The 21,383-nt window shown below is 53.2% G+C and carries 14 protein-coding genes; 11 read left to right on the forward strand and 3 right to left on the reverse strand.

What is annotated here, in order from left to right; genetic code table 11:
• The first annotated feature begins 18 nt into the window (after positions 1-18).
• Positions 19-1,653: a hypothetical protein gene (locus tag J2Y43_RS28890; RefSeq protein ID WP_309990799.1), complete on the forward strand. Its 1,635-nt coding sequence runs from the start codon at positions 19-21 to the stop codon at positions 1,651-1,653.
• A gap of 18 nt (positions 1,654-1,671) precedes the next feature.
• Here the strand turns inward: J2Y43_RS28890 and J2Y43_RS28895 are convergent, their stop codons facing one another.
• From J2Y43_RS28895 to J2Y43_RS28905, 3 genes are read right to left on the reverse strand one after another with little or no spacing between them, the layout of a single operon-like run.
• Positions 1,672-4,287, reverse strand: coding sequence for an FtsX-like permease family protein (locus J2Y43_RS28895; protein ID WP_309990802.1), 2,616 nt, complete (start codon positions 4,285-4,287; stop codon positions 1,672-1,674).
• 37 nt (positions 4,288-4,324) lie between these two features.
• A complete protein-coding gene (locus J2Y43_RS28900; RefSeq protein WP_309990804.1) occupies positions 4,325-6,958 on the reverse strand; it encodes an ABC transporter permease in 2,634 nt (877 codons plus the stop codon).
• A 1-nt stretch (position 6,959) separates the two neighbouring features.
• Positions 6,960-7,304, reverse strand: coding sequence for a PadR family transcriptional regulator (locus J2Y43_RS28905; protein WP_309990807.1), 345 nt, complete (start codon positions 7,302-7,304; stop codon positions 6,960-6,962).
• 204 nt (positions 7,305-7,508) lie between these two features.
• Here J2Y43_RS28905 and J2Y43_RS28910 point away from each other — a divergent pair, with 204 nt between their 5' ends.
• From J2Y43_RS28910 to J2Y43_RS28955, 10 genes are all read left to right on the forward strand, one after another.
• Positions 7,509-8,027, forward strand: a complete 519-nt coding sequence (locus J2Y43_RS28910) for a sigma-70 family RNA polymerase sigma factor (protein ID WP_309990810.1) — start codon at positions 7,509-7,511, stop codon at positions 8,025-8,027.
• Positions 8,011-8,787: a HEAT repeat domain-containing protein gene (locus tag J2Y43_RS28915; protein ID WP_309990813.1), complete on the forward strand. Its 777-nt coding sequence runs from the start codon at positions 8,011-8,013 to the stop codon at positions 8,785-8,787. The genes J2Y43_RS28910 and J2Y43_RS28915 overlap by 17 nt, the downstream gene beginning before the upstream one ends.
• A gap of 138 nt (positions 8,788-8,925) precedes the next feature.
• Positions 8,926-9,714 (forward strand): DUF4097 family beta strand repeat-containing protein, encoded by a 789-nt coding sequence (locus J2Y43_RS28920; protein WP_309990816.1) that lies wholly within the window; start codon positions 8,926-8,928, stop codon positions 9,712-9,714.
• A gap of 23 nt (positions 9,715-9,737) precedes the next feature.
• Positions 9,738-10,436: a hypothetical protein gene (locus tag J2Y43_RS28925; RefSeq protein WP_309990820.1), complete on the forward strand. Its 699-nt coding sequence runs from the start codon at positions 9,738-9,740 to the stop codon at positions 10,434-10,436.
• Between the two features lie 283 nt (positions 10,437-10,719).
• A complete protein-coding gene (locus J2Y43_RS28930) occupies positions 10,720-11,310 on the forward strand; it encodes an RNA polymerase sigma-70 factor (protein WP_309990823.1) in 591 nt (196 codons plus the stop codon).
• A gap of 280 nt (positions 11,311-11,590) precedes the next feature.
• Positions 11,591-12,547 carry a FecR domain-containing protein gene (locus tag J2Y43_RS28935; protein ID WP_309990826.1) on the forward strand — a complete coding sequence of 319 codons (957 nt, stop codon included), beginning with the start codon at positions 11,591-11,593 and terminating at the stop codon, positions 12,545-12,547.
• A gap of 172 nt (positions 12,548-12,719) precedes the next feature.
• Complete coding sequence (locus J2Y43_RS28940) at positions 12,720-16,247, forward strand: SusC/RagA family TonB-linked outer membrane protein (protein WP_309990829.1); 3,528 nt, start codon at positions 12,720-12,722, stop codon at positions 16,245-16,247.
• Between the two features lie 2 nt (positions 16,248-16,249).
• Positions 16,250-17,728 carry a RagB/SusD family nutrient uptake outer membrane protein gene (locus J2Y43_RS28945; RefSeq protein WP_309990833.1) on the forward strand — a complete coding sequence of 493 codons (1,479 nt, stop codon included), beginning with the start codon at positions 16,250-16,252 and terminating at the stop codon, positions 17,726-17,728.
• Between the two features lie 2 nt (positions 17,729-17,730).
• Positions 17,731-19,386 (forward strand): amidohydrolase, encoded by a 1,656-nt coding sequence (locus J2Y43_RS28950; protein ID WP_309990837.1) that lies wholly within the window; start codon positions 17,731-17,733, stop codon positions 19,384-19,386.
• 93 nt (positions 19,387-19,479) lie between these two features.
• Positions 19,480-21,072 carry an amidohydrolase gene (locus tag J2Y43_RS28955; protein WP_309991362.1) on the forward strand — a complete coding sequence of 531 codons (1,593 nt, stop codon included), beginning with the start codon at positions 19,480-19,482 and terminating at the stop codon, positions 21,070-21,072.
• Positions 21,073-21,383: the final 311 nt, after the last annotated feature.

Below are 21,383 nucleotides of genomic sequence, written 5' to 3' on the forward strand. Positions count from 1 at the left end.
CAAGAATAAAACACCTGAATGATCGATACCGATTTCAACTGGACTGAACCTTTGAACATACTGCTGCTCGTGGCGGCAGTAGCGTTGCTGGCGCTACAATGCTGGCTGCTGTTTGCGCGGCATCGGAACGCCGGCAGATTTGGTACCCGGTTGGTTTTTAATGGCTTGCTTTGGGTGAGCCTGCTGACGTGGCTGTTCGATCCCTATTTTCAATCCAATGCCGGGTCGAAAACCGGGCTGCTGATTGCCGGAAATGTACCTTCCGGAGTGGCCGGGCGATTGCGGGATAGCCTGGCCGGAGCTGAATTGCTACGTGCGGACGAAATCGCCGGCAGGCCGGTAGATACGCTGGTGATAGTGGGACAGGAGTTTGACGAAAAGGTTTTTGCCTCCATCCGGCAATTGAAAAATATGCCCGTTTTGCATTGGAAGCCCTGGTTTGCCGCTGACGCGCTCCGCAACCTTCAATGGAAAGGCGTGTTGCGTAAAGGCGAAATGCAGCGGATTGAAGGCGGGATTCGGCTGTCGGAGAAAAAGACATTGCAGGTACGGTACGCCGGCAGAACGCTAGATAGCGTCATGCTGAATGCCGGAGAAAACCGTTTCAGGCTCGCGTTCCCAACATTTTCCGAAGGCCGCACCACCGCGACGATTGACCTCGACGGTCGAACTATCGATACGCTTCGCTTTTTCGGCCAACCCGGGCAGAAACTGACCGTGAGTTTCCTGCTCGATAACCCCGATTTTGAAACGCGCAACCTCGCTACCTGGCTTGGAAAGCAGGGCCATTCCGTGCTGTATGCGTCTTCATTGTCAAAAAATATTCGCAGCAAGCTGAATATCAACCGCGCTGCCGAGCCCGACCTGGTCGTAACGAGTGCTTCGAATGCTGCCGATGCGGCTGTGAAAAAGGCTGTGAACGCGGGCAAAAGTGTGCTCTTTCTGCAACTGGACGACCCGGTTACCGACCTCCGGGCAATCAACAATGCATTGGGCACACGTTTTCAATCGGTGAAAATTTCCAATGAAGAATCGGTTACTGTTTCCAACTCTTTGACTGCGCTACCTTTCCGTTTCGAGGCAAGTAGCTTTCAGTTGCAGGCGCCGCATTACCCGGTGGTGACGGAAAAGACGACAGGCAAAATTGCGGTAAGTTTATTGAATGAGACCTTTCCAATGCAACTGTCGGGTGATAGCATTGCTTATGGAAAGGTTTGGAACGAGATCCTCGCATACGCGCGCCCCGCGCAGGCGCCTGTGATCGAATGGGATGCTCCGGTTTATCAAAATGTGCCGGTTACAGTGCATTTGAATAACTTTCAGCCCGTTCCACGATTTCTGACGGTCGGTGAGGATACCGTTTCAACGATTGTCTCTGCCTTGAATGACCGTTCGGCTGCCGCTACTTTTTTACCGGAGAACAACGGTTGGCTCGGTTTGCATGACTCATTGCAAACCGAGCTTTATGTGCAGGATTATTCTCCGTTGCGCCATGCTTCGCGCATGCAGCATTTCATTCTATCCACACAAGAGTTGGATGCAACAACCGGCTTAAAGGACGACGCGGTATCAACCCGAAGACTTCCCGGCTGGGCCTGGTTTACCTGGCTGATGCTCTGCCTCGCTGCATTGTGGATCGAACCGAAGTTGTAATAATCATATGCTGCCAAATCACTCCGACTTCAATGACTGCGTCGGGTTGGCCAGCGCCGCTCGGACCGACTGAAAACTGATGGTAGCAAGCGTGATAATGATCGTCGCCAGCCCTGCTCCGACGAATATACCCGCACCGATCGTGGCGCGGTAAGCGAAATGATCGAGCCAGCGCTGCGTGAGCCACCACGCCAGCGGGCAACCCACCGCAATAGCGATCGTTACCAGCACCAGAAACTCGCGCGAGAGCATCGTTACCACGCTGCCTGTGGTGGCACCCAGCACTTTTCGCACCCCGATTTCCTTCCGGCGACGTTCCGCGGTGAATGCGGCCAGGCCAAAAAGGCCCAGGCAGGATATCAGTATCGCCAGCACCGCAAAATACCTGGCCAGTTGTGCTACGAGCTGTTCCGAGGCATACTGAATCTGGTAATCACGGTCGAGGAATTCGTAGTCGAATGCATAGCCCGGGTTGAAGCTCGCGTAAAAATCCTGAATCTGTGCCAGGGTTGCTGGTACCCGGCCGGCCTGGATTTTGACAGTGGCAAGCATGGTTTCTTTGGGTGATAGTCTGAAAATGAATGGTTTGATCGTTTCGTGCAACGAATTGAAATGGAAATCCTGCGCCACGCCGACGATGTGGGTCTTCCAGCCGTCGATCATGATCTGTTTGCCGATCGGGTCGGTGATACCCATTTGCCGGATGGCGGTTTCATTTAAAATGACCGCAGTCGTATCCGATCTGAAATCCTTTGAAAAACTCCTGCCCGCGACCATGCGGATACCCAGCGTTTCGGTGAGGCCGTAGTTGACGGGCATTTTGTAAAAGCGGATCTCATCTTTCTCGTTCTTCCCGTCCCAGCGCACACCAGCCGATGGAAGGAATGCGGGAAGAATGATCTTTTGCTGGATACTCGACGCGTTTACCACGCCGGGGACCGTTTTCAGCCTGGCAAGAAATGCCTCCGTCTGCGTTGCGGCACGGCCCTCCATTTCAAAATACACGATATTATCCTTCTCGTAACCCGGATTTTTGGCCTGGACATAATCAATTTGCTTGTATACAACCACTACCGAAATGATGAAGATCACCGAAACCGCAAACTGGAACACTACTAACCCTTTCCGTACCCATAGTTCGCTCATGCCGTGCAGGAGTTTGCCTTTTAATGTAAGTGCGGGATTGAAACGCGACAGGTACAATGCCGGGTAGCTGCCCGCGAGCAGGCCGGTAAGCAGCAGAATCGCGGCCAATGCAGCGATGAATTGCCCGCTGAAATGCAGCGTGAGCTCTTTGTTGGTAATGGTATTAAAATAAGGTAATGCAAGCCAAACGACGCCCAGCGCCATCAGTAATGTCATAAAACTCATCAGGATCGACTCGCCCAGGAACTGGAAGACAAGCGTTGCCCGGCCGGCACCCAATGCTTTCTTGACACCCACTTCTTTCACCCGTACCGACGCCTTGGCCGTGGAGAGGTTCATGAAATTGATGCACGCGATGAGCAGGATAAACACGGCAATAGCGCTGAACAGCCGCACATATTCGATCCGCCCGCCCGACTGCACACCGTTTTCATACTGACCATACAAGTAGCCATCGGCGTATTTCTGGATGAATAATGTCGCATTGGGGTCATTGAAGCGCTTCTTTGCGTAGTCGGCGAGCTTTGCTTCCAGCAGCTGCGCGTCGGCACCAGGGCGAAGGACGAGGTAGTTTCGGAACGGGCCGGTAGCCGTGTTGGGCATGCTGCCCTGGGGCAATATATCGTCCCAGGCGGTCAGAGGAATCAACAGTTCCGATTGCTCACTGGAATTGTGCGGTTGATCTTTGAAAACACCGGTTACCTGGCATTTGCGGGAAAATGCCTGCCATTTCCATTCCACCAGCTGGTTCATCGCCTTTTCGGCCGACCCGAACAGACGGACGGCCATTTGCTCCGAAATCGTAACCGTATTTTTGTCGGTAAGGACGGATTGCGCATTGCCTTGTATCAGTGGAAAAGAAAATGCCTTGAAATAATCGGAACTCACAAAATTCCCCGCCGCGCTCACCGTGCGCCCGGCTGCCGAGAGGCTGAACTTCTGAAACCAGGCCGGTGGTGTCGTAGAAACCGCCATTTCTACCTCGGGCATGTCCTTTGGCAGCATTACCCTTAAAATGCCGCCGGTACCGTCCGAGGTTACGAGCTTGGCGCCGCCTTTTTCATGGACCATCACTTTATACAAACGGGCTCCTTTTTCGTGAAATCGATCGAAAGCCAGCTCGTCGGCGACCCATAGGTAAATTAGCAATGTACAAATGAGGCCGGTAGCCAGCCCCACAGCATTCAAAAACGTAAACTGGCGGTTTTTAGCAAAATGCCGCAAGGCATAGGTGAGATAATGGTTCAGCATTGCAGGGCTCAGATTGGAAACGGTTGGGTATTGCTGGGGACTTTTCCTGGTAAAATAGGGTGTAAGATGCCGCAGGGCTCCCCACGCATACTCGCGCCGGGCCCGCGCCGCGCCCACCTCATGCGCACGACGCAGGAAGATCTCTTCCAGGTTGCCCTGAATGTCTTCCAGGAAACGCGGGTTCACAAACTTTTCGAGCAGGTAATCTGCCCAGCGTGGCGGACGGTGTTCAGGCATTTGAAATAATCCAATGGTTAATGTCGGCAATATGGCGCTACTCCGACCGCAGGCTGCGGATCGGGTTCATGGTCGCGGCTTTAATGGCCTGGAAGCTGACCGTCAGCAAGGTGATCAGCAGCGTACCGAGGCCGGTGAGGGCGAATATCCACCATGAAATGCTGGTATGGTAGTCGTATTTCTGCAACCAGCCGTTCAGGAAATAGTAGGCGCCGGGCGTGGCAATGAGGAATGCAATGCAAACCAGCAGCACAAAATCACGCGATAGCAGCCCCCAAACGCTCAGAACGGTGGCGCCAAGCACTTTCCGAACGCCAATTTCCTTCGTACGCTGTTCGGCAATGAAGGATGCTACGCCAAAGAGTCCCAGGCAGCTGATCAGCACGGCGAGTATAGAAAAGAAGGTCGTAAGTTTGCCGATGCGTATTTCGTCAACGAATTTACGGGCATATACTTCATCTACAAATTGATATTCAAACGGTGAGCCCGGGTCATATTTTTCAAAAACGGTTTTGATCTTTTCAAGCGACGCGGATGAGCCGACGGCTGGGTTGAGGCGGATGTTGATCACGTTGCCCTGCCCGGACGAAAGACAGAAAAATTGTGGCCGGGAAGGTGCGTAGGGCGAGTTTACCACGATGTTCTTAATAACACCCACGATCTTGTAAGGCTTTTTAAACCAGGTCATCGGTTGGTCGACCGGATTTTTCATGCCCATGAATTTTACCGCCGTTTCGTTCACCACCAATGCCACCGAGTCAGTCGCAAACTCCCGTGAGAAATCGCGGCCTTGTACGAATTGCCATCCGACCGTTTTCCCGTAATCATAGGAAATCTCGTCGAACGAGAAATCGACCGACTGCTCCGGGTCCTTGCCTTTCCATTCAAAACCGCTCGTGGACGACCAGGTTTCAGTGATAGGGCTGCCCGATTCGGCCATCTCCACAATGGCGCCATTGCTTTTCAAATCATGACGAACCGCTTCGAAATGTTTGTGAATATCCCCTGTTGATGTAAAAATCGAAATGAGCCCATCGCGGCTGTAACCTACCGGACGGTTTTTGGCAAACTGGATCTGCCTGAATACCACGGCCGTTCCGATGATCAGGACGATCGACACTGTAAATTGCACCACTACCAGCACTTTCCTCGGCACCGCGGCAAAACGGCCGGCTCGGAAAGTGCCTTTCAATACTTTCACCGGCTGGAAGGAAGAGAGGTACAATGCCGGGTAACTACCCGCGATAACGGCCGTAATGATGCTGAAACCAATGCCCGCCAGCCAGAATTCGGGCCTGGACCAGGGCATAGCGATCTTCTTGTCGGCCACCTCGTTAAACAGCGGCAGGCATAATACTACCAGCATAATCGAAAGCGAGAATGCGAAGCCTGCTACAAGAAATGATTCAGTAAAAAACTGTGTGATGAGCTGCTTTCTTACAGATCCGACGGCCTTGCGGACGCCCACTTCCTTGGCCCGCTTTTCGGAACGTGCGGTGCTGAGGTTCATGAAATTGATGCAGGCCAACAGCAACACGAATACGCCGATGGTACCGAAAAGCCATACGAACTCGATGCGCCCGCCTACCCGGCGGCCTTCCTTGAACTCCGAGTAGAGGTGCCAGTCGCTCATTGGGTTCAGGAATACGTCGGGCTTATATTTTAGTTGCTCCTTATTGATATTTCTCTTCTTGATGTCTTTAATACGCGCCGACGCCTGGTCGATGTCCGCTTTGTCGATCAGCTGTACGTACGTGTGATAGGCGTTCGGTCGCCAGGGATCTTCCATGGTTTTGAGCCATGGATTGGCGACGATCATCAACTGCCACGGCATCATGAACGACATTTCGCGGAAAGTGGTGTTATTGGGGAAGTCTTCATAAACTCCCGTAACCTTCACATTGAGATTGTTGTCGATCTTAATGGTTTTGTCGATAGGATCGGCGTCGCCAAAAAAGGCTTTGGCTACGGACTCCGAGAGCATAATGGAGTAAGGGTCTTTTAAGCCTCCGCGCGTGCCGCGTAGCATACGCAGGCTGAACATTTCGGGCGCGTCCGACTCGATATATGACCCGCTCTTGTTGAATTTCTTGTCGCCATTGGCCAGAATATGCCAGCTGTTCCAGGAAGCCATGATGACGTATTTGAAGTCTGCGCCATAATTTCGCCTGATCTCATCGCCGATGGGAAAGGGCAGGGCAGTCTGGGTGCCGATTTGCCCGTTGAATGTCTGGTGCTGCCATACCTGGGCAATGCGGTCGTGGTTTTCGAAATACCGGTCGAACGATAGTTCGTCGTAAATCCAGAGGCCGATCAGGATGGCTACGGCCATACCCATGGCAAGGCCGGTGATATTGATGAAGCTGTAAGCCTTGTTTTTGCCCAGCGTTCGGAGCGAGATTTTGAGATAGTTTTTGATCATGGCAGGACTAAAAATATAGGTGGGGGAGTAGGTTCGGGGCTTGCGTTTCATGAAGTAGGGGCGCACGTAACGCGCGGATGCGAGCATGTAACGCAGGCGTGCCGCGCGGGTGCCGCCTGCTTGCGCGTGTCGTGCATACACCTCGTGCAGATCGCCCAGAATATCTTCCAGGAAATGCGGCGCGATGATGATCGTCAGCAGCCGGTCGACCCAACGGGGCGGGCGGTTGTGTTGCGGGGCCTTTTCCATATCATGAAAAGCTGAGTTTGGGTTGCAGCTTTTCGGTCGGGATCGCTTGCCAGAGTTGCCGGCGAATCTCGTTGATTTCCTGCAATGCGCGGTTACCATAATTGGTCATGCTGAAAAAACGCTTCCGCCGGCCGCCGCGCTCCGCTGTGGCGCCGCCCATTTCGGAGGTAAGGAATCCTTTCTCTTCCAGGCGGTACAATGTAGCGTGTACCGCGCTCAACGAAACCGACCGGCCCGTGTATTCCTGCACGCGTTCCCAAATGGTGACACCGTAGGCTTCTCCGGTGCAGCCGGCCACCACCAGCAGGACGATTTCTTCGAATTCCCCGAGAAAAGTTCTTTTCATAATCTGCGCAGCTTATTAGTTGTAATAATGCAAAACAAATACTTTGCCAAAATGTAAAAATGCTGTTTGGAGTCGGTAATGGCGCTTTTTGTGCATGTACGCTTGTCCGAAAGCGAACAGTTTTGTTCGGGGCTGGACGCCGGATGAAAATTTTTTCGTAAATCCTGTAACGTTTCCGGAAGCCGGTCGTCTATGCCATTGAATATGGATTTACAAGCCTTCAACCAACGCATTTTGCCCGTTCAGGGGCGCCTGTTCCGACTGGCGCAAATGTTTCTTCGCAACCGCGAGGAGGCAGAGGATGCCATTCAGGATGTGTTCCTGAGGCTCTGGACCAACCGGCAACAGCTGGAAAGTTACCAGAGTGTGGAGGCGCTGGCGGTGCAAATGACGAAGAACCTTTGTCTGGACCGGTTGAAATCCCATCATAAACAGAAAACGAGCAACGAAACGGATATGGTGGCCATGCAGGCAGCGGACGTATCGCCTTACCGGCAAGTCGAGAACAGCGACAGCGCCGGCCTGATGCACCGGCTCATCGGCGAGCTGCCCGAGCAACAGAAACTGGTATTGCACCTGCGCGACGTGGAGGAATATACCTTGGAGGAGATCGAGGAGGTGACCGGCCTGAGTAATGCGAATATCCGTACGATCCTTTCGAGGGCAAGGCAGAAGTTGCGCGAGAATTATTTAAAAGCAGAGAATTATGGCACCGGATATTGAGAAGCTACTAGAAAAATATTACGACGGCGAAACGTCGCTGGAAGAGGAGCGTGCATTGAAGCAGTTCTTCCAGCATGGCGAGGTGCCGGAGCATTTACAGAGCCACGCGGCGCAGTTCGGCTATTTTGCGAATGCCCGAAAGGAGCAGCCGTCGCTGACTTTCAATCATGAGCTGGCATTGATGCTCGACCCACCGAAGCGCGGGCCGGTGAGCAGGTTGGGGACATGGTTGTTGCGTATTGCGGCTGGGCTGGCGCTGTTGCTCGTCGGATTCGGTGCGGGGTGGTTGTATCAGTCAAAGTCTGAAAATAGGGCGGTATCGGCTGCTTTCGAAGGAAAAGAAGCAGGCCAGGTTGAGGAAATGAAAAAGGTACTCGCATTCGAGCAAATGGATAATACCTCGGCGAGCGAGCGTATCCAGGCGGTGAACCATAGCTATGAAATCTCCGATGCCGACCGCGATATTACGCAGCTGCTGATCAACACGCTCAATTTCGATCCGAATGTAAATGTTCGGCTGGCGGCGTGCCAGGCTTTGACGCATTTCGCCGATGAAACAGAGGTGAAGGAAGCGCTGATCCAGTCGCTGGCGATTCAGACGGACCCTAATATCCAGATATCGCTCATTGAAACGCTGGTGGCGATCAAGGAAAAACGGGCGGTGGATCAATTTCAGCAGATCGCGCGCAACCAGGAGGTACTCGACGTGGTGCGGCTGAAAGCAACCGAAGGCATGAACCGCCTCAACGCGGACGTCTGACAATGCCCTTTGCCAGGGAATAAATTCCCTGGATGGGATATCGGTCGGGCCTCTGGCCCTCTATGCAAAAGCAATATTTTAACCAGGGGTTTCAAACACCGGGCCAAACAAGCAAATAAATCCTAATAATAAATAACCATGAAAAAAGTACTGTTAATCAGTGCGGGCTTCCTTTGGAGCCTGAGCACTGCGTGCGCCCAAACCCCCGAATACAAGACAAAATTGGCCAATTCGAAAGATAAAAAAGTGGTATTCGAGCTTTCGGCCAGCACGGTGAAAATCGAAGGGTACAATGGCGACGAGGTTATAATCCAGGCGTCGTCGGGCTTCGAGGCACCGCCCGACCGTGCGAAGGGGCTGAAACCATTGTATTACACGGCGGTCGATAACTCCGGGATCGGGTTGTCGGTGACACCGGATGCTTCGGGGCTGAAAATCGAGAAAGCGACCCGCAAGTCGATCAAATACACGATCAAGCTACCCCGGCAGGTAGCGGTGAAATTCGTGGAAACCAATTGGCAGGGAGGATCGGGGCTGTCGATCTCGAATATGGACGGCGACCTCGAAATCAAGACGAACAACACCAATATCGTCCTCAACAATATTACGGGCCCCGTGGTCGCCAACACCACGAGCGGCGAGGTAACCGCCACGTTCTCGAACCTCGCACAAGGTAAGCCGACGGCCATTTCATCGATCAGCGGGGATGTGGACATTACTTTGCCGCCGGCTGCGAAGTCGAACCTGAAACTCCGGTCGATCAACGGGGAAATGTATACCGATTTCGATCTCGGTGTGAAAAATACCAAGGACGGCATGTCCAAAGTAGGCGGTATGGCCAACGTCGACGGGGCGATCAATGGCGGGGGCGTGGAAATGACCCTCAACACGATCAGCAGCAACATTTATATACGCAAGCAGAAATAACACCCAAACCTGCATCTATTACCATGAAAAAGATATTGTTATCAGCCATCCTGGGCGTGATATGCGCCTCCGCTTTTGCCCAGAAAATCATCGATAAGAGCCTGCCGTACCAATCGGGCAAAACGGTAAACCTCAATTTGCGCTTCGGCGACAGCATCCGGGTGCGCTACTGGGACAAGCAGGAAGTTTCGGTGCATATGTCCGTCAAAATAAACCAGAACAAACTGAATGACGCATTTCGGGTCACCGACATGACTACTGCCGATGAAATCGTCCTTAAAACCGACATCGACAAGGAAAAGATAAAGGAAGGCAAAGGCGAGGACTGTCCGGGAGAGAAAAGCACGTGGAGCAGCGACGACGGCAAAAACCGCTACTACGTTTGCAGCGAGATCAACTACCAGGTAACCCTGCCCCGGCAAGCCAAGCTGAAACTCGAAACCATCAATGGGAATATCGATATTCAGGGTGCTACCGCGGCCGTGGCCGCCAAAACGATTAGCGGATTCGTGGATATGACCTGGCCGAAAGCCAAAGGGGCCAATGTGGCCGTGAAAACCATTACCGGCGAAGTGTACTCCGACCTGGACATCGATTTCGGAAACAAAAAGGAGAAGAACCCGATCGTGGGCTACCTGCTCGAAGGGAAGATCAACGGCGGCGGCCCGGACGTGAAGCTGGAATCGATCAGTAACAATGTGTACCTGCGCAGGAAAGACTAGTAAGGCTCAATAATGTTGTAGTATTTGAGAAGCGCTACCGGATTCCGGTGGCGTTTTTTTGTCAGGCGTGGTCAGGTTTAGTTGTGTGGGCAGATAATGTCGGGTATTGTTAGGTGTGTTTGAAGTATTATTTCAACTATTTTATAAAAACCATAATTATACTAATCTATTTGACGAAATGACGAAATTAATTGTGTATCAAATCTTAAAACCTTGAAATTTTAATGAATATGTGCCTAAATTAGGGAAACGATATTTGGCGGTATAAAAGACAACCTCAACGATGGACGCGCTCGAAGAAACTGTTTTGCTGAAAGACCTCGCTTTGGGAGACAGCAAGGCTTTCGACGAGGTGTATCGTCATTATCGGGGGGAAATCAGCCGTTATGTTTTCAAATTTGTGAAATCCACCGAGCATACCGAAGACCTGTGCCAGGAGATCTTCCTGAAAGTATGGGAAAAGCGGGAGACGCTCGCCAACCTGCAATCATTCAGAGCTTACCTCTTTACGGTTTCCAAAAATCGTGTGCTCGATTTCCTGCGCCACGCGGCTACCGAGCGGTCGGTGCGGGAAGAGGTGATCCGCGCCTCGCTGCAACATGCCAGCCATGTGGAAGAGGCATTGCAATCGGAAGAATATCAGCATTATCTGCAAAAAATCCTCCACCAACTTTCCCCGCGCGACCAGGAGGTGTTCCGCCTTTGCCGGGAAATGGAGCATTCCTACGACGAAGCCGCCGAGGTGCTGGGCATTTCCCGCAATGCCATTAAAAAGCACATGGTGAAGGCGATCAAATACCTCAAATATTCCGCCCACAAGAATTTCGGGTTGTCGTTTAACTCGCTGGTAATTTGCGTGATGGCGGCTTGGTGAAGTTAGTGGTCATGTATTGTCATTTGTGGTCATGTGTTGTGCGGAATGGCGCGAAGGTTCCCTTCGTGACTCTTTATTCGCAGGCCTCCGGCCGGTCCATACGGCAAGAGCGACTATGCGATATCAATCGGCCGGAGGCCTGCGAATAGCGTGTGCAAGTCAGGAGATTTGCTCGAACGAGCAACAAATGACAACACCTGACCAAAAATGACAAAAAAAATTTGACCAAAGGGGTACCCTAAAATCCGTATCGCCCGTCTTCACAATAAATAGCCTGAAAATGGAGGAAAAGCAATTCCTGGAAGAACTCGTCAAACGTTACGTCGCCAATGCGTTGAGCAGGGAGGAACTGGATATTTTCTTCCGTTTGATGGCCGAAGGTAAACTGGATGACGAACTTAACCGGCAGCTCGATAAAGAGAGCGGGGTAGAGCGGGGACAAATCCGGCCATTGTATAGCCGTCCGTGGGCAGCGTTTTCCAGGACATTCCGGATTGCCGCTTCGGTACTGGTCGTGATGGGTATCGCATTCTATTTTTGGAGACATAATGCTGCCGCACTCTTCGGAAACACGGTTTCGGTAGTTACGGGCAAGGGCGAGCGCAAGGAAATAAAGCTGCCGGATGGTTCGACGGTCTGGCTCAACGAATCGAGCAAAATGGAGTATCCAAGGCATTTCGCGGAACACCAGCGGAAGGTCGTGCTGGTCGACGGCGAGGCTTACTTCGATATCAAACGGGACGAGTCGAAGCCATTTTTCGTGGCGGCTTCCGGCACCACCACCCGCGTTTTAGGGACGGCATTCAATATCCGGTCCTATCATTTTTTGAAAAGTATATTGGTTACCGTTACTCGCGGAAAGGTTGAAGTGGAGCGTGCGGGCGGTACAGCCGGCGCGGAGCGGAAGATACTGTTGCCCAACGAGCAGGTGGCTTACGATGTGAAGACCCGCGAGATCACAAAAGTGAATGTAAACAGCGCCAATGCTGTGGCATGGAAGGACGGCAGGCTGCTGTTCGACAACGAGAGCTTCGCCAACGTGATCGCCATTCTGGAAAATAAATTCGATGTAAAGATCCGGGCAGAGGAATCGATACGGGAATATCATATGTCTGCCGAATTTGCATCAACCGACTCCCTCCCCCGCATACTCGACCTGCTATCGCTCGCCAATAACCTGGAATACCATCTGGAAGACAATCAAATAGTACTTAGCAAAAAAAGAAGACCCATTTGAACCCGCTGCCTATGTAATGAACGACTGCCCTTCAATGCAAAAAATCCGGCAAGCCGAGGCCTGCCGGACCGAGTGATAGTGAAAATCAGAACGTAACGCCAATCACTGACTGATCTTGCTATCCGGAAGCTGGAATTAATGTTTCACGATTAACCCCAACTCATTCAAAGGTATGAAAAATTGTACCAGAAGTTTACTGTCCATACACAAATGGACACGCCTGACCACGTTCTTCTTACTTTTCGTGCTGCTGGTAACGCTTCCTTCCCTCGGGGCGGGAGTGGATGCCAGGCAAAGTCTTCAGGAAGTGACGATCGACCTTACGCTGCACGACCGTAGCCTGAAAGAGGCATTCAACCTGATCAAGAAAAAGACCGGCTTCAAGTTTGTATACAATGAAGAACTCGTGGCGCCCTACCGCGTCAATATTGCGGTGAGCCGTAAGCCGGTGGACGAGGTACTCGACGAACTGCTCGGCCCGACGCGCCTCGATTACCGCGAGCAGCGCGGTACGGTGGTAATCGTGGAAAAAGAGACCAAAACAACCGGCCAGATCCAGAAAACGGAAATCCTGCTGGCGTCGCTCGTGCGCCCCGCCGACCGCGAGATATCGGGCGTGGTGACCGACAACGACAATGGCGAGGCATTACCCGGTGTGGCGGTGCTTGTGAAAGGTACTTCCACGGGTACCATTACCGACATGAACGGCAAGTACATCATCAAGGTGTCGGACTCCGGTGCGCCGGTGCTCGTGTTCTCGTACGTGGGGTACGTGGCGCAGGAAGTGGCCGTGGGCGGTCAGTCGGCGATCAGTATCAAGCTGGCGAGCAGTACCAAGCAGTTGAATGAGCTGATGGTCGTGGGGTACGGTACACAATCCAAAGAGGAATTTACAGGTTCGGCGGCACGGGTTTCGGGAGATAAATTGAAGGACATGCCGGTACAGAGTTTCGACCAGGGACTGGCCGGGCGCGCCACGGGGGTGAGTATCGGTCAACCGAACGGTGTGCTGAACAACCCGCCCGTTATCCGCATACGAGGCATTAACTCGATCTCGCTCAGCTCGTTTCCGTTGATCGTGGTGGATGGTATTCCTATTAATACAGGTGATGTTTCGGCTAACTCTACGGTGGCCAATAACCCGCTGGGCGACATTAACCCTGCCGATATCGAGTCGATTGACGTGTTGAAAGATGCAGCCTCGACATCCATTTACGGGTCGCGTGCGGCGGCGGGCGTACTCCTGATCACCACCAAAAGCGGTAAAACCGGCAAGGCGAAGGTCACCTACGAAGGCTGGACGGGTATGACGAAAGCAACCCGCTTGCCCACGATGCTGAATGCGCAGCAGTTTATGGATATTAAAAACGAAGGCGTGATGAACGCCAAGATCCTGGGCGGCAATGCGAACAACGATGCCGTGGCCTCGGCGCTGTTCTTTCCGATTATCCAGGAGGACGGTTCCATTGTGAACACCAACTGGTATGATAAGGTATATCAAACCGGCGTTTCGCAAAACCACAGCATCAGTGTGTCCGGCGGCTCTGAATCCACGAAATATTACTTTTCCACGAATTACAGCAATCAGAAAGGGATTCTGAAAACCAACCAGTTTACGAGGAAAGCGGCGCGCTTCAACATCGATCACAAGCTGAATTCCTGGCTGTCGTTTTCAGGGAATATCAATTACAATACCAGCCTGAATGCCTCGCCCAACACCGGTTCGCTGAGCGGCAATGCATTTGGATTGGTGGGTTCTGCCCGCCTCGCGTGGCTTTCCGCCCCGAACGTGTACGCGGTAAACCCCGACGGCTCCTACAACCTCAGCGCGTCCAATACGCTGGGCATGGGCAACAACAAGGTGGCGAGCAACTTTTATAACCCGGTTCCATTGCTGGATTTGAATAAATATACCTCTGAAAACGACCGCATTATTGCCAATTTTGGTACTACTGTCAAGATTTTCAAAGGCTTGCAATACAAAATGAGCTATGCGATGGACCGTCTGAAAGTCGAGAATGTGAGTTTTAACAGCCCCGTACATGGTCCGGGAAACTCTTCCAACGGCAGCGCGACCAACAGCAGCAGGCTGATCAGCAACTGGAACTGGACCAATACATTAAACTACCAGACTACCATTGCCACCAATCACAACATTTCCTTACTGGCCGGTTATGACGTGCAGAAATTCGGGACGTCGAGCTGGGGAGCTACCCGCACGCAGCTTTCGGATCCGTTCTTCGATGAGTTTCAGGGAAGTTACGGGCAAATCTCGCCGGCTGCGAATGTGCTGACCGAGAGTGCATTGGTCTCTGTATTCTCCCGGTTTACCTATGATTTTAGCAAGAAATACTTCTTCACCCTCAACTACCGCCGCGACGGCAATTCTGCACTGGGAAGCGGCAAGAAGTACGGCAATTTCGGTGGCGTATCGGCCGGATGGAGCATTTCGGAAGAGGAATTTTACAAGCATTCCAAGCTGGCCGATATCATGAACAGCGTGAAACTCCGCGCAAGCTGGGGCCGCGTGGGTAACTCGGGTGTAAGCGCGTACGGCTCGCTTGCATTATACGAGTCGAACCTGTACGCCGCCGTCCCTACCTGGAATTTCAGCCAGGGCGGCAACCCCGACCTGGGATGGGAGACGAGCAACCAGACCAACGTGGGGGCTGACGTAAGCTTCCTGAACGACCGTATCACCCTCGAAGCCACCTACTATGCCAATAGCGTGAACGGGTTGATCCTCAATGTGCCGCAATCGCCTTCCAAAGGTATTCCGGGTGATGCCATATTCATGAACATCGGCGCGATGTACAACCACGGGATCGAGCTGGGCGTGAATGCCAACATTATTCGTAAAGGCAAGCTGAGCTGGAATGCGAGTCTCAATTTTACCCATAATAAAAACAAGGTCACCGAGCTGTACGGGCAGGGTACCGAGCTGGTGGGGACTACTTCCACGGCAGCGGAGGCGACCAACATTACCCGCGTGGGCTATTCGGTAGGGAGCTTGTATGGAGCGAAAACGGACGGTGTGAATCCCGAAAACGGCCAGCGCGTCTTCATCAACAAGGCGGGCGAACGTGTGCAGTACAGCCACGTGGTACCTGCGGGGGGCAGCCGCTGGACTTATCTGGACGGCTCTCCCGCACCTGCCATCGCGGTGGACGATTACTACCTGCTGGGCAATGCGCTGCCGACCTATTACGGCGGTTTTATCAATAATGTCAAATATGGTCAGTGGGACCTGGGGGTGAACTTCACCTACTCGGGAGGTAACCTGGTAATGAACGGTACCAAAGGCACCTGGCGCGACCAGCGCTTCTGGAACAACACTACCGAGGTGCTCGACCGCTGGACCACGCCGGGACAGGTGACCAACATTCCGCGTGTCGTATACGGTGACTTGCTTTCGAACGGCTCGTCATGGCCGATCTCCGAAAATGCCGAAAAGGGCGATTTCCTGCGGTTGCAGTCGGTTTCGCTGGGTTACCGCGTGCCCGGGCCGGTACTGAGCAGGCTGGGGCTGAGTTCGGTACGGTTGTATGCGCAGGTTTTCAATGCATTCATCCTCACGAAATACACCGGTACCGACCCCGAGATTTCGGTCAATGGTAATTCCAACACGACCCCCGGTGTGGAGAAGAACTCCATTCCCCAGGGGCGCACATTCACATTTGGTTTAAACCTCGGTTTCTGATCATGAAAAAGATATTTGAAAATACTCCTATGAAGCCTGTGAATACCCTGGTGTTCAGGCTGGCCTGCATGGTGTTGCCGCTGACGGCCCTCATGACCTCGTGCGATGAAAAGGAACTGCTCAACCCGGTGCCCAACATTGCCTTGCAGGATGCCTACATTTTCGACACGCCGGCCCGTGTGCTGGGGCAGGTGAATGGCTTGTACGGTGCGATGAAAAACGGGAGCCTGTACGGCGGGCGTTACCTGATGCTGGCGGATATCCGCGGCGAAGAGTTCATCAACCGCACCCAGAATGTATTTACGGGTTACGACGCGTGGAGCCACACCGTTACCTCCGGTTCGAACGATGCTTCTTCCGCTTGGGGGACTTCATACACGGCCATCAACTCGGCGAACCTGCTGATCGACGGCCTGCCGCTGCATCCCGATGTGGTGGACGCTGCTACCGCCACCCAGTACATCGCTGAGGCCAAGTTTGTGCGGGCATTCTGCTACTTCGGGCTGATCACCCGCTATGCGCAGCCGTATGCGAAAGACAAAGGCGCCTCGCCTGGGATTCCTTTGCGGCTGAAAGGCGAGAGCACCCCCGCCAACAACGACCTGGCCCGGAGCACAGTGGCCGAAGTATATGCGCAAATCCTGAAAGACCTGGACGAAGCGGAGGCAGGTCTGCCTGTCAACTATTCGACGGCTCTGCTGAACACCACCCGTGCGCATAAGAATACTGCTATTGCCTTGAAAACGAGGGTGTACCTGACCATGGGTGATTATGCCAAAACGGTAACCGAAGCGAAGAAAATCGTATCGGATGCGGCACCGTTCGTGGCGCCGTCGGGCGTGAAACACCAGTTACAATCGAACATTACCACCGTGTTTTTTACAGATTACACGACTACCGAATCGATCTTTTCGATGCCAATGACTGCCCTGAACCTGGTGAGCGGCCAGAATTCGCTGGCCTACGAGTATAATCTCAATTTGGAATACAACCTAAACCCGACGGGCATCCTGGGCGACCCGTCTTGGCCGGCTACCGACGTCCGCAAAACCGCATTCACGCGGGTTGCAGGCGGATTGACCTATTTGAAAAAATACAACCAGACGAACCCGACGATCGATTACGTGCCCTTGCTGCGCTATTCGGAAGTATTGCTCAATTACGCCGAAGCGCTTGCCAAAACCGGCGACCTCACCAAATCGGTGGAGTTGCTGAAAGCGGTGCGTATGCGCTCGGATGCCGCCTATGCATTTCCTGCGGCCGACGTCGCTACGGCCGATGCGTTGGTGAAAACGATATGGCTCGAACGCCGCATCGAGTTTCTCGGGGAAGGCCTGCGCTCGAACGACCTGCTGCGCAACCTGCTCCCCATTCCGGCGAAAGGCAGCGGCGGACTTTCGGCGCCATCCATTTCACCTTCGCAGCCCGAGTACATTTTCCCGATCCCGAATGCGGAATTGTCCACTAACAAACTGATTTAGATATGAAAAAACATAGTTTCAAATGGTTGCTCGCACTCACCTTGCTACCCGGCTTCGTGAGCGCGCAGGTAAAACTTACTCCCGCCAAAATCGATGCGCTCAAAACCGAGCTGGCGAAAGACATCGAAGGTCAAAAGAAGTTTACCCAGGAAATGGTGGACATGATTTTTAGCTTCGGCGAGCTGGGTTTTCAGGAAGTGGAAACCTCTAAATACCTGACCGATATTCTCCAAAAAAACGGATTTACAATCGAGCAGGGCATTTCAGGCATTCCTACTGCCTGGACGGCCAAATGGGGATCGGGGAAACCGGTGATCGCCGTTGGCAGCGATATCGATTGTATTCCCAAGGCATCGCAGAAACCCGGCGTGGCTTATCATGACCCGATCATTGAAGGGGCACCCGGCCATGGTGAGGGGCATAACTCCGGCCAGCCGCTGAATGTGACGGCTGTGCTGGCATTGAAAAAGATCATGGAACGGGAGAAAATCCCCGGCACCATTATGCTCTGGCCGGGTGTGGCCGAGGAGCAGTTGGCTACCAAGGCGTATTTCGTCCGTGATGGTTATTTCAAAGATGTCGATGCGTGTATTTTCACGCATGTGAGCAGTAACCTGGGCACTTCCTATGGAGATGGCGGTGGCAATGGGATGATCTCCGTGCGTTTCGATTTCGAGGGACAGGCCTCGCACGCAGGCGGCGCGCCCTGGCGTGGGAAGAGTGCCTTGGACGCAGTGGAACTCATGAATATCGGCTGGAACTACCACCGCGAGCACATGGAAACCACCCAGCGATCGCATTATGTGATTACCGACGGCGGCGACCAGCCCAACGTGGTGCCTTCCAAGGCGTCGGTATGGTACTATTTCCGCGAGCGGAGCTATCCGAAAATCACGCAGATGTACAAAGACGGTATCCGCATTGCCGAAGCGGCGGCGAAAATGACCGAAACGAAAATGACCTACGAAGTACTGGGCAGCGCTTGGCCAGGACACATGAATCAGCCCATTGCCGAGGCGATGTATGAGAATATCAAAAGCGTAGGCTTGCCGCAATGGAGTGAAGAGGACCAGAAACTTGCCCGAGCATTGCAAAAAGAGGTGGGAAGTCCGGCTGTCGGCTTCGGGGGCGAGCGGGCGAACGATGGTTTAAGTACTTCGCTCAGCCAGTTGAGAAAACCGATGGCCACGGCGTCGTCGGGCGGCGGAGGGTCGGACGACATTGCCGATATTTCCTGGAATTTACCGACAATTGTCCTCGGGTATCCGGCCAATATTCCGGGATTACCCGGTCATCACTGGGCCAATGCTATTGCCATGGCGACGCCCATCGCGCACAAGGGGGTTACCGCAGGCGCCAAAGCCGAGGCTATGACATTGCTCGACCTCTTTGTGAAACCTGAAATCCTGACCAATGCGTGGAAGTATTTCAATGAGGTACAAACCAAGGATACTAAGTACACTGCTCTGATTTCCAAGACGGACAAGCCGGCCGTTCACCTGAACAAGAAGATCATGGAGGAGTTCCGGCCGGAAATGAAGAAATATTATTACGATCCTGCCAAATATCCGACCTACCTCGAACAGTTAGGTATTAAATATCCCACTGTCCGCGTTCCGGCATCCGGCGAGGAAAAAAGTTCAGGTTCAGGTAAATAGGTTAACATTTAAACGGTTCCAGATATGCTTTTAAAAACAAATGGTTTGTTCCGGAGAATGCGGCATTGGGGAATAGGCTGTGCGGCGGGCACGATGCTGGCTTTGCCGGTGCAAACGATGGCGCAGGTGAAAATGAACCCTGCCAAAATCGATGCGCTGAAAACGGAGATGGCCAAAGAGATCGACAGCCAGGCGAAGTTTACGCAAGAAATGGTCGATATGGTGTTCAGCTTCGGCGAGCTGGGTTTTCAGGAGGTCGAGACATCGAAATACCTGACCGACATTCTGAAGAAAAACGGCTTCACGATCGAGCAGGGCATTGCCGGCATTCCCACTGCCTGGACGGCCAAATGGGGCTCCGGAAAGCCGCTTATCGCCGTCGGCAGTGATATTGATTGTATTCCGAAGGCATCCCAGAAACCCGGTGTCGCTTACCACGACCCGATCATCGAAGGTGCACCAGGGCACGGCGAAGGGCATAACTCGGGCCAGCCGCTGAACATTACCGCCGTGCTGGCGTTGAAGAAGATCATGGAACGCGAAAAGATACCGGGTACCATCATGCTCTGGCCGGGTGTAGCCGAGGAGCAGCTCGGTACCAAGGCGTATTACGTCCGTGATGGCTTTTTCAAAGGCGTGGATGCCTGCATTTTCACCCACGTGGCCAATAACCTCTCGGTTTCCTATGGCGACGGCGGCAATAACGGGATGGTATCGGTGCAGTTCAACTTCGAAGGACAGGCCTCCCATGCAGGGGCGGCGCCCTGGCGCGGGAAGAGCGCGCTCGACGCCGTCGAACTGATGAATATCGGCTGGAACTTCCACCGCGAGCATATGGAAACCACCCAGCGGTCGCATTATGTGATCAAGGACGGCGGTGACCAGCCCAATGTGGTACCTTCCAAAGCGTCGGTATGGTACTATTTCCGCGAACGCACTTATCCGAAGATCACCCAGATGTTCAAGGATGGTATCCGGATCGCCGAGGGAGCAGCGCAAATGACGGAGACGAAAATGACCTACGAAGTGCTGGGCAGTGCCTGGCCAGGGCATTTCAACCAGGCCATTGCTGAAACGATGTATGAGAATATCAAACGCGTAGGCCTGCCGAAATGGTCGGATGACGACCAGGTCCTGGCCAAGGCGGCCCAGAAGGAAATGCAAAATCCCGAAGGCGGTGCGCTGGAAACAAACGGCCTGGCGACCACATTGAGCCAGCTCAGCAAGCCGTCGGCTACGCCTACCACCGGCGGAGGCGGCTCCGACGACATTGCCGATATTTCCTGGAACCTGCCTACGGTGGTGCTGCGCTATCCGGCCAATATTCCCGGTCTGCCCGGCCACCACTGGGCCAATGCGATTGCCATGGCGACGCCGATCGCGCATAAAGGCGTTACGGCAGGTGCCAAAGTGGAGGCCATGACCTTGCTGGATCTGCTGGTGAAGCCGGAAGTGCTGCGCTATGCCTGGGATTATTTCAATAATGTCCAGACCAAAGACGTCAAATACAAAGCCCTCATTTCCGACACCGACAAGCCGGCGATCCATCTCAACGAAAAGATCATGTCCGAATTCCGGCCTGAAATGAAAAAGTATTATTACGATCCGGCGAAGTACCCGACGTATCTGGAACAGCTGGGGATTAAATATCCGACGGTACGGGAAGCGACCGGGACGGGGAAATAGCGGGGAGTTTTGGTCAGGCTTTGTCAAGTGGGGCCAGAGTTTGTCGTGAGTGGTCAGGTGTGGTCAGGAATGGTCAGAGTTTGTCGTGAGTGGTCAGCAAATGGTCAGGTGTTGTCAGGAATGGTCAGAGTTTGTCGTGAGTGGTCAGGAAATGGTCAAGTGTTGTCAGGAATGGTCAAGAGCGGTCAGGAATGTCATGGCAAGCTAGCCACGGAGTGGCTTCCTGTTTATAGCAAAAACGGCCAGTGAAGGGGTGTAAGACTCCGTTAGGAGTCGCCTGATGTTTTGTATGTGGCCAAGGAGGCACCTAC

The sequence above is a fragment of the Dyadobacter sp. BE31 genome, from assembly GCF_031457695.1.
Taxonomy (GTDB): Bacteria; Bacteroidota; Bacteroidia; order Cytophagales; family Spirosomataceae; genus Dyadobacter.